Genomic DNA, 13247 nt, shown 5'->3' on the forward strand with positions numbered 1-13247 from the left:
CATTCACAAAATTCTGCCTTGCTCCGTATTTTTCGTGCAAAACTCAATCAGATGACGCTCCGGCATGGGTCGGGCAAACAAAAAGCCCTGTGCAATGGTACCGCCCAGTTCGATCAGCCGGGACCTTTGCTCCTCGGTCTCTACACCCTCGATGACCAGCGAGATATCCAGCGCCCGTGCCAATGCTACTGCACAACTGACAATAGCTGCGCTCTTGGGCTGACTCTGCATCTTGCGCACGAATACCCGATCTAGTTTGACTTGGTTGAATGGCAACTCGCTTAGGCGTTCTAGCGAAGAATAGCCTGCACCAAAGTCATCCATCGCCAGCCCACAACCGAGCATACGCAAGCGCACAAGGTTCTCTAGGCTAAAGGCGGGGGCTCTGATCAGGGAGGTTTCGGTAATTTCGAACATCACTTCGGTGGCAGGTACCTGAGCGCGCTTGAGCATAAGAGGGATGCGCTCAGTTAGCGCAGTACAAGCAAGCTGTGATGGATGCAAATTGAACGCTAGATTAATTGCCTGGGCCTGTAAATTCAGCCTTTGCTGTAGCGAAAGGCCTTGCTCAAATAATTGCCAAAACAACCGGCCGACTAGGTTGTGCTCTTCCATCACAGAAAGAAAGTGCGCGGGCGTCAACACACCCCATTGCGGATGCTTCCAACGCGCAAGCACTTCAGCGCCGACCATTATCTGCTCTTGAAGCGTAAACTTTGGCTGGTAATAAGCCTCAAATTCACCATTGTCTAATCCCCGTTGCACATCGCCTAGGGTTGGGAGCTCTGCAGGCGACAATCGTTGCGGGACTGGGCTGCAAAACTCTCGGTAACGCTTGACCAAATGCCTGAAATCTTCAAGCCTGAAAGGCTTGCCAAGATCGCCCAAGAAGGTTAGGCCCAGGCAATGAATCATAGCGACCGTCGCCTGGCGCAAAACGGGGTCCAGTTCGCTGCATAAAACTACTGCTCCAACCTTACCACTGCTACTGGCATGGCGGAGAAATGCCAAGCCATCCATGCCGGCCATTTTCAGATCGCACAGTAAGATGTCCACCGCGTCGCATGCAGATAGCAACGAGATTGCTTCATAACCATCAGACGCTTGCAGAATCGAGCCTGGTAGGATTTTTCTCAGCGCCGTCACGGTTACGAGACGCTGAAAGGGTTCATCCTCCAGCACCAAGACAGTCAAATCTTGCATTGCAGGTACACGCGGGCAATTTAAGGAAATGCAGTGTGCAGAATGCGCTACAGTTTTTTCATCAGAAAATTCCTGCGCTCCCTCAGGAATTTTCTGACCGAGGACGAAGGATTCCAGCGCCGCTCTTCATAAAGCATAATGCTAACCCTGTGTCGCCTAGGGTGCTCACTTCGTAACATACTCAATTTCAAGGTAAAGACATATGCATAGCGTTCTGGTAGTCGACGATCACCCAGTCATTCGAATGGCCGTGCGGATTCTATTGGAAAAGCACGGCATGCGCGTAGTTGGCGAAACTGATAATGGAATAGATGCTGTTCGACTCACACGTGAACTTAATCCTCAAGTAGTCGTCCTCGATATTGGCATCCCTAAACTTGACGGATTCACCGTAATATCAAGAATCAAAGCATTGGATGTACGTAGCGAAATACTAATTCTGACTTCACACCCAGCCGAATCGGTGTGTCGCCGCTGCATTCAACTGGGGGCGCGCGGTTTCGTCAACAAGGAAGAGGACTTAAGCAGCCTTATTTCAGCAATCAAGGCAGTGGACTCTGGCTATACTTTTTTTCCTGTCCTAGCATTTGACAGCGTAGCCACTACTGAACAACCGTCCGAGGTAGAGTTATTACGTTCGCTGACAGACCGAGAAATTACGGTTTTGAAGTACTTGGCACAGGGATACTCAAACAAGCAGATCAGTGAAATACTTCTGCTAAGCAGTAAAACAGTAAGCACCTACAAAATCCGATTGCTACAAAAATTAGGGGTTTCCTCGCTAATAGACCTTGCCGATTTAGCCAAGCGCAACTCATTGACGTTCTGATAGGCAGCGAGAAGGCCTTAGGAAATTTCCTAGGCCTGTTTCGGCACATTCCTACTTACATCGTCCACGCCTTCTTCTAGGGTGATCCAACCTCAACGGTGCGCAGATACAGATGCAATTCGTATGTGCTCTATTGAGCCCTTTCAAGGATCATAACATCAACCTAGGAGTATCAAATGAAAGTCCGTGCATTGGCAGGCGCAATCATGGCCGTTACCTTGGCAGCAACTTCCGCAGCCAGCTTCGCGAAAGATCAGGGCCACGGTGTGATTACCTTCAAAGGCGCAATTATCGATGCGCCGTGCTCCATCGCTCAAGATTCGCAATACCAGACCGTAGACATGGATCAGATTTCCAACGTCGCGCTGAAGAACGGCGGCAAATCAAATCCGAAGACCTTCAAGATCGAACTGCGCGGCTGTGAACTGGGCGCCCTGAAGTCGGCCACTGCCACCTTCACCGGTTCGCCTTCGTCCAACCCTGACCTGCTAGCAATCAGAGGCACCGCACAGGGTGCAAGTCTTGCGATCGCCAACCATACCGGCGAACTGATCAAGCTGGGCGAAGCGTCGCCTGCCCAGACGCTGAGCGACGGTAATACCTTCTTGCAATTCAGTGCCTACCTACAGGGCGATATGGTGAGTCCGGCTGGTGGCGGTGAAGCGAAGCCTGCTGAAATTGTACCAGGCGACTTCGAAACCTTCGCCAACTTTACCCTCGCATATCAGTAAAGGACGCAGTCACTGAAGTGCCCCGCAGTACGCATGACTGCGTGCTGCGGGGGTGCTCGCGGAGATTTGGATGATTCGCTCAAACGCGCTGGTCCTGGCCCTCTGCACGTTGGGCGTACCCGTTGGTGCTGCCGATGTGCTCAAGGGACGTGTACAGCTAACCGGAAGCATAGTCGACAAGCCGTGTACTGTCCGTATGGGTAATGACACTCAGACTATTGCCTTCGATCCATTGGCACTCAATAACCTGATCAATGGCAGCAGTTCATCCCACCAATCGCTCAATATTTATATAAGCGATTGCATGACATCGACCACATCGAACGAAGTCGCACCTTTGCAACGCTTCAGGCTGCTCTTCGAAGGTGAGCCAGAAGGTAGGAATTTTGCCATACAGGGCGCTGCAAAAGGCATTGCACTTCGGATTTTAGATAAACAAGGCAAGCTGATTTCACCCGGAGTCTCCATTGAGCACAACACCGGCACTGTCGATAGTTTGCTACTTTATTATTCGCTGACGCTCGTCGGCAGCGGACATACACTGGAAGCGGGCGATTATCACGCCACAATCAGACTGAGTATTCAGCACTTCTGAACTTCAAGCACTCAGTGGGCAGTTTCGCTCAAGGATTTTTGTCACGTGGAATACCATAAGTTACTTGCCGTCGCGGCACTGTGCTGTTCGGCGGCGTGGGCAGGTGCAGCTGAAGAATTCCAGTTCAACATTGATGTCTTGGACATCAAAGACCGCGAGAACCTTGATCTTGGGGTGTTTGCTTCGGCCAACTTCATCATGCCCGGCCAATACAACCTGTTGGTCCACGTGAACCGCGACACGTTGACGGAGTACGCCGTCGACTATCTTCCTGCCGATGACGACCCGAAAAGCAGCGTTGCCTGTCTTTCGCCAGCGTTGGTCAACGATTTGGGTCTAAAGGCGCAAATCATCAAGACACTTACCTGGTGGCACGACGGCGCCTGCCTGGATCTCAGCAGTGTTTCAGGCATGCAAGCCCGTGGCGAATTGGGCTCCTCAGCATTGTACTTGAGCATCCCTCAGGACCAGCTGGAATACACGGCACCAAACTGGGACCCGCCCTCTCGCTGGGACGAAGGCGTTGCCGGGATGCTGCTGGACTACAACTTCAACGCCCAGACTACCGAACGTAACCACGGCAAAGGCCGCAGCGACTATCTGAGTGGCAATGGCACGGCCGGTTTCAACCTCGGCGCCTGGCGTTTACGCGGCGACTGGCAAACTCAGATACAACGCAGTGGTGATCAGCCATCACTTAGTCAGTTCGCCTGGAGTCGCTTTTATGCATTGCGTGCAGTGCCGTCATTGCGCTCGAGCCTAATCGTCGGTGAAGACTACCTGGACTCCAGCCTGTTTGGCAGCTTCCGATACACCGGTGTCAACCTGAGCAGCAACGACAACATGTTGCCTCCAAATCTCAGGGGATATGCGCCGGAGGTCACTGGTGTGGCGCGGACCAATGCGCGCGTGGTGATTCGTCAACAAGACCGTGTGCTTTATGAAACTCAAGTGCCGCCGGGAGCGTTTCGTATCCAGGACCTCAACGATGCGGTCTCCGGCCAGCTTGATGTGCGCGTCGAAGAACAAGATGGCAGCGTTCAGGAATTCCAATTGGACACCGCCAGCATCCCCTACCTCACTCGACCCGGTACGGTTCGCTATAAGCTGGCCGCCGGTAAACCCTCAGACTGGGAGCATCAGTTGGATGGACCGGCTTTTGCCACTGGTGAGTTCTCATGGGGGGTGAGCAACGGCTGGTCGCTGTATGGCGGTAGCCTCGGTTCCAAGGATTACGCTTCGCTGGCCGTGGGCGTGGGCCGTGACCTGATGGATTTCGGTGCGCTGTCGTTCGACGTCACCCAGTCGCGCGCGACGCCGCAGGAAGACACTCTCAGCGGCAAGTCTTATCGTGCCAGCTATTCCAAGCGCTTCGATGAATACGACAGCCAAATCACCTTCGCAGGCTACCGGTTCTCTGAGGAGAATTATCTGAGCATGAGCGAATTCATTGAGGTACGACGTGGCAGCCAGTCGTTGAACCAGAGCAAAGAGTTGTATACCGCGACATTAAGCAAGCAATTCCGAGATTCCTCGCTCAGCCTGTATTTCAACTACAACCACCAGACTTACTGGAACAGCCAGGCGAGCGATCGCTACAGTCTGACCTTGTCGCGCTACTTCAATGTCGGAGGCCTCAAAAACCTCAGCCTGTCGTTGACCGCTTACCAGAACAAGACAAACGGCATCTCCGACGACGGCGCATATCTGTCGGTGAGCATTCCTTGGGGAAGCACGGGTTCGCTCAGCTACAACTCATCAGTCAACCGCGGAGATACCAGTCATAGCCTGAGCTATTACGACCGGATCGATGAGCGCAACCAGTACATGGTCAGTGCCGGACAGGCTTCAAGCGGTCAAACCGCCAGCGGTTACCTGTCCCATGATGGCGACCAAGCGCAGGTTGTAGCCAGCGCCAGCTACCAGGCCGGTGAATACACCTCGGCCGGGCTATCCCTGAAAGGCGGTGCGACGATTACCAGCCATGGCGCGGCGCTGCACCGCAGCAACGTTATGGGCGGCACTAGGCTACTGATCGATACCGAAGGCGTAGCCGGCGTGCCGGTGCGCGGAAACGGCGGAGTCACCCGCACCAATCGTTTTGGCAAGGCCGTGGTCACAGACGTCAACAGCTACTACCGCAACCAAGCCAGCATCGTGCTCGACAGCCTAGCCGAGGATGTCGAAGCCACGCAGTCTGTCACCCAGGCGACCCTGACTGAAGGGGCGATCGGTTATCGCCGCTTTGATGTGATCGCCGGTCACAAGGCCATGGTCGTGATTCAAATGGTCAACCACCGCGCACCGCCTTTTGGCGCCTCGGTGAAAAACAGCCGCGGACAGGAAACCGGCATTGTCGGTGAGGACGGTTCGACCTACCTGAGCGGGATGAGAGCAGGCGAGCGCATGTCTTTGCACTGGGATGGCAGAGCGCGCTGCCACTTCACCCTCCCCGAGCAGGTGGACTCACCCGACCAACAACTGGAGCTGCTGTGCCAGCCAACCAGCGACCCGGATAACGTCACTGCTTGATTCACTACACCAGGTAACCTCATGAAAACTTGCAACAAACGCATCTCCTTGACCCTGCTTGCCCTGCTTAGCACATGCACGACACAAGCCAGCTTGGCCGCCGTATCGCTGGACCGCACTCGGGTTATTTTCACAGGTGGGGAGAAATCGGTCAGCCTAAGCATCAGCAATCAGAACACCCAGTTGCCCTACCTGGCCCAAGCCTGGATCGAAAACGAACTGGCCGAGAAGATCACCAGCCCAATGGTGGTGGTACCGCCAATTCAGCGGCTGGAAGCCGGAGCTAACAGTCAGGTGAAAATTCAGGGTCTACCGGAATTGGCCCAGTTGCCCCAAGACCGCGAATCGCTGTTCTACTTCAACCTGCGCGAGATCCCACCACGCAGCGACAAACCCAACACGCTGCAAATTGCCCTGCAAACTAGGGTCAAGTTGTTTTACCGGCCCGCAGCAATTGCTCCAAGGGCCGGCGTCAACGAAGCACCCTGGCAGGAAAAACTCACCCTCACCCGCCAGCACGACCGCTACTTGGTGAACAACCCAACGCCATATTACGTCACGCTGATCGACGCAGCGCCCAACCTCAAGGCAGACGGAGCAGTCGACTTCAAGCCACTGATGATCGAACCCAGAGGCCAACTCGATTTGGGCGTTAGCAGCAAGATGCTAGGCGACAAGCCGGTGCTGACCTATGTCAACGACTACGGCGGTCGCCCACAGCTGCAGTTCAGTTGCGCAACAAGCACCTGTACCGCAAGCCCCGTGGCCAGCAAACGCTGACGTTCAATGACTTGTTCCTGTGAAGGCCAATCATGAAGCCCAGACTCTGTGTATCCCTGACACTACTGTGCTATGCCAGTGGCACCATTTATGCTGCCAGCCCATCAACATCGGCCGAGGTCCAGGTCACCGGCATCTTACTTGAAAGCGCCTGCTATCTTGACCCCAGTTCCGCCTACCAGAGCTTGTCTTTGGGAGAGCTCAGCACTACTCGCCTGTCGCGCATGGGTGACCAAGGCACGCCCGTACCCCTGCACCTGAAGCTGCAAGGCTGCGTGCGCAGCGAAGGTGGTCGTCATGACGCACAGCAAGGTGCGCTGGTTTGGAGCGCCATCGAACCGGTGGCGGCAGTGACCTTCAAGGCAGTGGCCGACGCCGATACACCCGGGCTGATCAAGGTGACTGGCGCCGAGGGGTTCGGCCTACGCCTACTTGATGTGCAAGGCAATGACGTGCGCTTGGGCCGCACCGCCCCCGCTTGGTTCGTTTCGCCAGGTGACAGCCAGTTGACCTATTACATCCGCCCCGAGCGCACGGCCGCCCCGCTGCGCCCCGGCGTCTTCCGCGCCAGCCTCAATGTGAACCTGGCATATGACTGAAGCCCTCATTATGACTGTCGCACGTCCCGCAGTGCTGGCGCTGCTGCTTGGCTGCGGCCCCTTGGCGCAAGCCGTCGATTTTCGGGTGTCGATAAAAGGTGTCATCCAAGCGGAGATTCCCTGCGTGGTCAATAAAAACGCCCCCATTAGTGTCCCTTTTTCTGATGTTCAAATTGCCGCCATTGATGGCCGATACAAGACTGTCGCCATTGATTACACGCTTGACTGCAGCCGCTCAGCGACCAATGAGCTCCGGATGCAGGTGCGCGGTTTTCCAGCATTCGATCGGACACTGCTGGAGATACCCGGTTTCGAGAATATCGGCATCGCCATCAAGAAAGATGGCGAGCCGCTCGCACTCAATAGCTGGTCCAACTTCGATACTCGCAAGCAGCCCGTGCTGCAAGCCGTGCTGGTCAAGCGGGACTTTAGCGAAGTCAAGGCAGGCGCGTTCACGGCCAGCGCAACCTTGGTGGTGGACTATCGATGATCCTCTTGCACCGCACCCTGGCAATCCTGTCGATCATTGTCCTGCCCCTGTCGTGCGTGAACGCGGACACCGTGATGTTCAGTGGCACCCTGTTGGCGCCACCCGGCTGCACCGTCGGTGACAAGGGTGGCCGAATCAACGTTAGGTTTGCGCAAAATATCGCTGTGAACCGGATAGATGGAGAGCGCTACCGCCAGGCAATACCTTACCAGATCGACTGCCCAGGAGCCGCCGAGTCCAACGTTGCCTGGCGCATGCGCCTGACCCTCAAGGGCACCCCCGCTCCTTTCGACATCGCTGCGTTGAAAACCTCAGAAAATGATTTGGGTATCAAGGTCATGCTTGGTGGCACCGCACTGGAGCCCAACATGCCCCGAGAGATCGATGTCCGCTCATCGACACCGCCCGTGTTGGAAGCCGTACCGGTAAAGCTCGCTGGTGCGGCGTTGCCCAGCACCGAATTTACTGCCTCGGCGCTCTTGATGGCCGAGCTCTACTAGGAGGATCCATGAGCAAGTGGGCCATGAACCTGGGCGCCTGGATCATCAGCGTGTGGTTACCGCCGATCCAGGCAGCAGAAGACAACCTGTACTTTTCTGGCACTTTGGTGAACGAGCCCTGCATGCTCGCCGAAGGGGATAAGTTGATCGAGATAGACTTCAAAAGCGTGATCGACAAGGACCTTTACCTTAACGGCAGGACCCAGGGTCACCCCATCGAGCTGCATCTGCAGAACTGCGACCTAGACGTCGGCAAACGCATGGTTAGCATCACCTTCAGTGGCAATGAGAGCACCGAGCCACCCGGATTTCTGATGATGCGAAGCACAAGCGTCCAAGGCCTGCTGGTAGGGCTGGAAACCATGGGCGGTGCGCAGCTACCGCTGAACAAGACCCACCGCATAGGCGAGCTGACCCGTGGTGAAAACCTGATCAGTTTCAATACCTACCTGCAAGGCGAGCCCAAAACGCTAGCCAACCGTACCCTCGGACAGGGCGACTTCGGAGCCTCCCTAACATTTGCCCTAAGTTACGAGTGAACAACATGAAAAGACCTTTTGCGACAATGCTGCGCTGCGCCCTCGCTGCAGTGCTGCTGTGTGGGGCAGCCGTCCAGGCTCACGCCATCAGCATCACCACGACAAAAAGTGAGTATGTCCCAGGGGGGGTACGTTACTACTTTGAGGTGACCAGTTGGGGTAATGAGTTGAGTACTAGCCCCTGCTCCACGAACGAGTCTGTTTATACTGTTTGCCGTGTTGAGTTAAGTGCACGTATTGCTTCGAGCTACAACAGATCAGTAGGGGATTACGCCTCATGGGATGTCTCCCCACGTCGTAACTCTAACATGGGGCAGCTGCTGAAGGATTTGGAAAATAAGGGGTTTCGCATTCCGCTCAGAGGTTCAATATTTGTAGATCCGAGCTATCCGTATACTGATCTTTGTATCGGTTTTGCAGCTGCAATAACTGGGGGGAACATTGCTGCTCCTTATGTACCCTTTGGCCCGTGTGTTCGAGTAGCTGTACCTTCGCTGCAGTGCGATTTCGGAGGAAATGGCGTGATCGACCACAAGACTCTGATGGATAACGCGGTAAACGGGGCGACTGCTTCGACGCAGGTCAATGTGCGATGCCAGGGCCCAGCCAGCATTACTGTCTCGACATCCCAGACCAATGCCTACGGCGTACGGCTCACGAATGATGGCAGCCTGTACAGCAGGATCACTATCAATGGCAAGGATGCCACGGCAGGTATCAACGTGCCCATTACACCAGGCTCGGGCAAGTTGTTGACCATTACATCGACGCTTGTTAAACGTGGAAACGTCATGCCTGGTGCATTCTTTGGTTCCACAGTGGTCACCGTATCGCCGCCGTGAAATAGTCCGATGTAACTAATTGGGTGAGCTCTAGCTTGTCGCTTTCATGTCCCGCATGATTGATGACATGCTGTTCCTAGCCAAAGCCGACCACGGCCTGATCATTCCAGAGCAAGCTGATATCTAACTGGCAGATCTAGTGTCCCGACTGGTTGAGTCTTCAGCAGCACCTTAACCGTGGAATAGATAGATGGGCCGAGTTAGGTTTGGCTTGGCCAACCGGCTGTAGGCGGCAGAGATACCAGCTCTACGAGAGCTGGATTCTCGCGAAAGTCGTCCGCTGTTTTGAGACGCTGAGGGCGGTGCTTCGCCCAAAGCCCTGTCAGCTTGTCGCGGAAGGTAGGAACTCTTCACAGTACGAAGATATCATTCGACTGGCCCTGTGGGCTGAGGGCAGTAGAATGGCTTTTCAAGCCCCGCTCTTGGCGTCAGCTTCATAGCGCCAGAACTCATGATGATATTGCCTCTCATGCAGGCGATTCAGCTGTTCGAGGTTATGTTCTGTGCGCCTGAACAACTGACCGCAAACCGGGGAATCCTGCTCCTCAGCAGCTGCTGATCAGTGAATGCTTCCGCTGTCACCGCCGAAGGCCCGCATTTGATAATCGGTTACAGCTTGGAACAACGACTCAGCGATCAGACGTAACCTTTCCACTTCGACCGCAGGCGCGCCTGCAACTTGAGCGTCGTGATACCGACGCATAGCCTCAACAGCGTCGGTATAGGCTGGATGCTCAGGCATCAAGATCTCGGGCAATTTAGGCATGTATGAAGCTGGCTGTGGCCTTACAACTGCAGGATGACAAAAGCCCGGCATAGGCCGGGCTTTTTGTGCCGCTGTTTGCATACCTACGTCTGGCCGTGTGGCTCTAGCGGAGGCCTTTGACGAGCTCGCCGTAATCCTTGGACAGCCAGGTCATTGGCCCACCGTAGAGGTTGAAGCCAACTCGATATCCTTAATCGAGGTCGTTATGCAGAAGCGCACCCCAGTGGTCCTCTATCCCAATGCGGGAACCACAGTAAATGGAGACTCTGCAGCGCTAGCTTGATCCCTGCGCCACGCCGATGCGCTGTAACTGATCAATGCGCTTGCAGGTCTCATAGAGCGAGATCATGTCGCCTTGCGCCATGATCTCCAAGGGAGAGCGTCCCTCGAAGAATTCATTCTCGTTTATGAACCCAGGGAATCCTTTGACGTTAGCCTGATTGGCAAACGTGGTCCGCAACGATGCGTGGATGCTTAGCACCAGGCCAATTCGCTGCTGCTGATCTTGATCGAGCCGTCGGCCAGCACCGCAGTCTTGAGAGGCGCGGCGGTATGTAGAGTGCGATATGCGCAGGATTCTGCAGGCTTGGGTCGGGGAGGCCTGCCAGCCGGCGATGATGCGCAGCGCCACTTTCAGACCTACCGAAGACTGCTCTTGGTTGAAACGCCCGCCGCCCATAATGCCGTCTACTCTTGCCGACCTCAGGCAGTTTACCTCTGATAGCATGAGTGAAGCACTATGAGCACCAGCCATCCATATCCTGCCTAGCTCACTTTTTTCAAAAGTGATCTAAAGCAAGCTGGCCCAGCCTACGCATGGCGTGGACCAGGCCAGCTTCAGTATCAGCCGTTCTGAATGGCTCGGACTTTCTCAGTGGTGATAGGCTCACCACCGATGCCCCAATCGCCGCTCTTCACTTCTTCAAAAATCACCCAAGTCACAGCCCGCATCTTCTCTCCCTCGACGGAGACCATGGCGTCGGTAATCTTGCTGATGATCTCGGCCTTTTGCTCCGAAGAGAAAACACCCTCAATGCCTTTTACAGTAACCAGTGGCATGTCCGGACTCCTACAGTAGTGGAATAGCGTGGTGAATCAACCGGGACGGTTATCCCTGGTATGTCGCATAGTCGGTGTAGCCCTTCGCTCCAATCACACCGTAGAAGGTGGAGTGATCGCTCGGTGCAAGTGGCCAACCGTTCTGCATCCGCTCAACCAGATCAGGGTTGGCAATATACGAGGTGCCGAAGGCGATCAGGTCATGATTGCCATTCTGCAGCTCAGCTTCTGCCAGCTCAGCGGTGAAGCCACCAGCACCGATGACCGTGCCTTTGTAGAGCGAGCGGAACTGCTTGTAGAAGCCTTCAGGGAATGGAACTGCGGCCAGCGTTGGCTGGTAGTTCAGATGGACAAAAGCCAACTCACGCTCGTTCAGTTCAGCGGCAACGCTCATCCAGGTTGCTTCTTCTTCCGGATAAGGGCGCAGGTCGTACAGACGCCCGAACGGAGAGATACGCACGCCGACGCGGAAGCTACCGATGGCATCGCCGATCGCATCGATCGTTTCCAGCAGGAAGCGCTGTCGATTCTTGATCGACCCTCCGTACTCGTCAGTGCGCGTATTGATCTGGCTGCTCAGGAACTGGTCGAACAGGAATGCGTTGGCCGCCATCAGCTCGACGCCATCGAAGCCCGCGTCCACCGCACGCAATGCGGCGGCAACGAAGTCGTCAGTGACACGGTGAATCTCGTCGACAGTCAGCGCACGCGGGACGCTCGGTGCAACCGGGCCAGCTACACCGGGGCCAGTCCAGGCGTAAACTGTGGTGCCCACGGCTGGCTCGGCACTCGCCGAAACTGGCGCTGCGTTGCCTGGCTGGAGGGATAAGTGCGACATGCGGCCCACATGCCACAGTTGGGCGAAGATCTTGCCGCCTTTGGCATGAACGGCATCAGTGACTTTGCGCCAAGCGCGGGTCTGTTCGTCGGTATAGATACCAGGCGTGTACAGGTAACCGCGCCCCTCGTCGGAGATTGGCAAGCCTTCAGTGATGATCAGACCAGCCGAGGCACGCTGGGCGTAATACAACGCGGTCAGCTCGGACGGCACGTTGTCTTCCGTCCGGGTACGGGTCATTGGGGCCATCACTACGCGGTTGGCCAGTTTGAGGCCGTCCAGGTCGTATGGAGAAAACAGCTTTTTCATGATCTACCTCTGCAAACGAATACGTGAATCAGGCAGCTGGCTGGCCAGCGATAACTTCCAGCTTGGGCACCATGCGGATAGCCTTCGAGAAGTTGGCGAGGTTCACGGAGGTCTTGGTGACGATGCGATGCAGTTCTTCCACCTTGTCGGCAGGTGCATCAGTGTGGATGCGCACCACGTAGCTCATCTCGTCGAAGCCTGGGTTGACGCTTTCGTCCAGGCCCAGGAAGCCACGAAGATCCAGTTCACCACTGGTCTCGATTTCCAGGCTGTGGATGGTGATACCCATGACTGACGCGTTCACCACATAGCCAACAGAGAGGCAGGCGTTCAGACCAGAGATGAGCAGCTCCTGCGGGTTGGGGGCAGAGTTGGTGCCCAGCAGTTCCAACGGCTCATCAGCTGCGATCTGGACATTTCGTGGGTAGTCGGTACCGCTCAGGTGAAAGCGGTCGATGGTGGCCACGGTGCGGGTCTGATGCTCCCACTTGGTGTTGATCTTGAAGCGTGCGTGACGCTTGGATGGATCTTCAGCGACGCCCTGTGCGAATGCTTGCAGAGCAGCGACATCGATACCGTTGAGATGCTTGTCCATTTTCAAATCCTCTTAAAATCGTGGATAAAAGATCAAAATT

The 13247-nt window shown here is 55.4% G+C and carries 15 protein-coding genes and 1 pseudogene; 10 read left to right on the top strand and 6 right to left on the bottom strand.

Translation table 11 applies throughout. The annotated features are described in order from the left end of the window. Window positions 1-3 precede the first annotated feature (3 nt). The gene (locus AC2T3R_RS26085; protein ID WP_486744453.1) at window positions 4-1203 is read right to left on the bottom strand and encodes an EAL domain-containing response regulator; all 1200 of its coding nucleotides are present in this window, start codon (window positions 1201-1203) and stop codon (window positions 4-6) included. Window positions 1204-1405: 202 nt separating this feature from the next. On the opposite strand from AC2T3R_RS26085, the gene AC2T3R_RS26090 reads away from it, so the two are divergent. The 10 genes from AC2T3R_RS26090 (at window position 1406) to AC2T3R_RS26135 (ending at window position 9640) form a co-directional block, all read left to right on the top strand. Beyond that, window positions 1406-2032, top strand: coding sequence for a response regulator (locus tag AC2T3R_RS26090; protein WP_416774424.1), 627 nt, complete (start codon window positions 1406-1408; stop codon window positions 2030-2032). Between the two features lie 176 nt (window positions 2033-2208). Next, complete coding sequence (locus AC2T3R_RS26095) at window positions 2209-2763, top strand: fimbrial protein (RefSeq protein ID WP_486744455.1); 555 nt, start codon at window positions 2209-2211, stop codon at window positions 2761-2763. Window positions 2764-2833: 70 nt separating this feature from the next. Next, window positions 2834-3358, top strand: a complete 525-nt coding sequence (locus AC2T3R_RS26100) for a fimbrial protein (protein ID WP_416774421.1) — start codon at window positions 2834-2836, stop codon at window positions 3356-3358. 45 nt (window positions 3359-3403) lie between these two features. Continuing rightward, window positions 3404-5890: an outer membrane usher protein gene (locus tag AC2T3R_RS26105; RefSeq protein WP_486744456.1), complete on the top strand. Its 2487-nt coding sequence runs from the start codon at window positions 3404-3406 to the stop codon at window positions 5888-5890. A 21-nt stretch (window positions 5891-5911) separates the two neighbouring features. After that, window positions 5912-6670: a fimbria/pilus periplasmic chaperone gene (locus tag AC2T3R_RS26110; RefSeq protein WP_486744457.1), complete on the top strand. Its 759-nt coding sequence runs from the start codon at window positions 5912-5914 to the stop codon at window positions 6668-6670. Between the two features lie 32 nt (window positions 6671-6702). Continuing rightward, window positions 6703-7269, top strand: a complete 567-nt coding sequence (locus AC2T3R_RS26115; RefSeq protein ID WP_486744458.1) for a fimbrial protein — start codon at window positions 6703-6705, stop codon at window positions 7267-7269. Next, complete coding sequence (locus AC2T3R_RS26120; RefSeq protein ID WP_416774417.1) at window positions 7262-7759, top strand: fimbrial protein; 498 nt, start codon at window positions 7262-7264, stop codon at window positions 7757-7759. Before AC2T3R_RS26115 ends, AC2T3R_RS26120 begins: the two co-directional genes overlap by 8 nt. A gap of 5 nt (window positions 7760-7764) precedes the next feature. Next, window positions 7765-8259, top strand: a complete 495-nt coding sequence (locus tag AC2T3R_RS26125; RefSeq protein WP_486744459.1) for a fimbrial protein — start codon at window positions 7765-7767, stop codon at window positions 8257-8259. An 8-nt stretch (window positions 8260-8267) separates the two neighbouring features. Next, window positions 8268-8798: a fimbrial protein gene (locus AC2T3R_RS26130; RefSeq protein ID WP_486744460.1), complete on the top strand. Its 531-nt coding sequence runs from the start codon at window positions 8268-8270 to the stop codon at window positions 8796-8798. Between the two features lie 5 nt (window positions 8799-8803). After that, a complete protein-coding gene (locus tag AC2T3R_RS26135) occupies window positions 8804-9640 on the top strand; it encodes an MrpH family fimbial adhesin (protein ID WP_486744461.1) in 837 nt (278 codons plus the stop codon). Between the two features lie 172 nt (window positions 9641-9812). On the opposite strand, the pseudogene AC2T3R_RS26140 reads toward AC2T3R_RS26135, so the two are convergent. The 5 genes and pseudogenes from AC2T3R_RS26140 to AC2T3R_RS26160 form a co-directional block, all read right to left on the bottom strand. After that, a pseudogene (locus AC2T3R_RS26140) lies at window positions 9813-9987 on the bottom strand (Sir2 family NAD-dependent protein deacetylase); the annotation flags it as partial. A 693-nt stretch (window positions 9988-10680) separates the two neighbouring features. Continuing rightward, window positions 10681-11085, bottom strand: coding sequence for an antitoxin Xre-like helix-turn-helix domain-containing protein (locus AC2T3R_RS26145; RefSeq protein ID WP_064491886.1), 405 nt, complete (start codon window positions 11083-11085; stop codon window positions 10681-10683). Window positions 11086-11249: 164 nt separating this feature from the next. Next, window positions 11250-11465 (bottom strand): tautomerase family protein, encoded by a 216-nt coding sequence (locus tag AC2T3R_RS26150; RefSeq protein ID WP_047595890.1) that lies wholly within the window; start codon window positions 11463-11465, stop codon window positions 11250-11252. 49 nt (window positions 11466-11514) lie between these two features. Beyond that, window positions 11515-12612: an alkene reductase gene (locus AC2T3R_RS26155; protein WP_486744462.1), complete on the bottom strand. Its 1098-nt coding sequence runs from the start codon at window positions 12610-12612 to the stop codon at window positions 11515-11517. Between the two features lie 28 nt (window positions 12613-12640). Then, on the bottom strand, window positions 12641-13207 hold the full coding sequence (locus tag AC2T3R_RS26160; RefSeq protein ID WP_064491859.1) for an OsmC family protein: 567 nt from the start codon (window positions 13205-13207) through the stop codon (window positions 12641-12643). Window positions 13208-13247: the final 40 nt, after the last annotated feature.

The sequence above is a fragment of the Pseudomonas sp. PVC-5-1 genome, from assembly GCF_057444345.1.

What these genes read in the sequence shown, in the direction of transcription:
- AC2T3R_RS26085 (WP_486744453.1), bottom strand. Translation starts at nt 1,203, where the DNA reads ATGCAAGATTTGACTGTCTTGGTGCTGGAGGATGAACCCTTTCAGCGT.
- AC2T3R_RS26090 (WP_416774424.1), top strand. Translation starts at nt 1,406, where the DNA reads ATGCATAGCGTTCTGGTAGTCGACGATCACCCAGTCATTCGAATGGCC.
- AC2T3R_RS26095 (WP_486744455.1), top strand. Translation starts at nt 2,209, where the DNA reads ATGAAAGTCCGTGCATTGGCAGGCGCAATCATGGCCGTTACCTTGGCA.
- AC2T3R_RS26100 (WP_416774421.1), top strand. Translation starts at nt 2,834, where the DNA reads ATGATTCGCTCAAACGCGCTGGTCCTGGCCCTCTGCACGTTGGGCGTA.
- AC2T3R_RS26110 (WP_486744457.1), top strand. Translation starts at nt 5,912, where the DNA reads ATGAAAACTTGCAACAAACGCATCTCCTTGACCCTGCTTGCCCTGCTT.
- AC2T3R_RS26115 (WP_486744458.1), top strand. Translation starts at nt 6,703, where the DNA reads ATGAAGCCCAGACTCTGTGTATCCCTGACACTACTGTGCTATGCCAGT.
- AC2T3R_RS26120 (WP_416774417.1), top strand. Translation starts at nt 7,262, where the DNA reads ATGACTGAAGCCCTCATTATGACTGTCGCACGTCCCGCAGTGCTGGCG.
- AC2T3R_RS26130 (WP_486744460.1), top strand. Translation starts at nt 8,268, where the DNA reads ATGAGCAAGTGGGCCATGAACCTGGGCGCCTGGATCATCAGCGTGTGG.
- AC2T3R_RS26135 (WP_486744461.1), top strand. Translation starts at nt 8,804, where the DNA reads ATGAAAAGACCTTTTGCGACAATGCTGCGCTGCGCCCTCGCTGCAGTG.
- AC2T3R_RS26145 (WP_064491886.1), bottom strand. Translation starts at nt 11,085, where the DNA reads ATGGGCGGCGGGCGTTTCAACCAAGAGCAGTCTTCGGTAGGTCTGAAA.
- AC2T3R_RS26150 (WP_047595890.1), bottom strand. Translation starts at nt 11,465, where the DNA reads ATGCCACTGGTTACTGTAAAAGGCATTGAGGGTGTTTTCTCTTCGGAG.
- AC2T3R_RS26155 (WP_486744462.1), bottom strand. Translation starts at nt 12,612, where the DNA reads ATGAAAAAGCTGTTTTCTCCATACGACCTGGACGGCCTCAAACTGGCC.
- AC2T3R_RS26160 (WP_064491859.1), bottom strand. Translation starts at nt 13,207, where the DNA reads ATGGACAAGCATCTCAACGGTATCGATGTCGCTGCTCTGCAAGCATTC.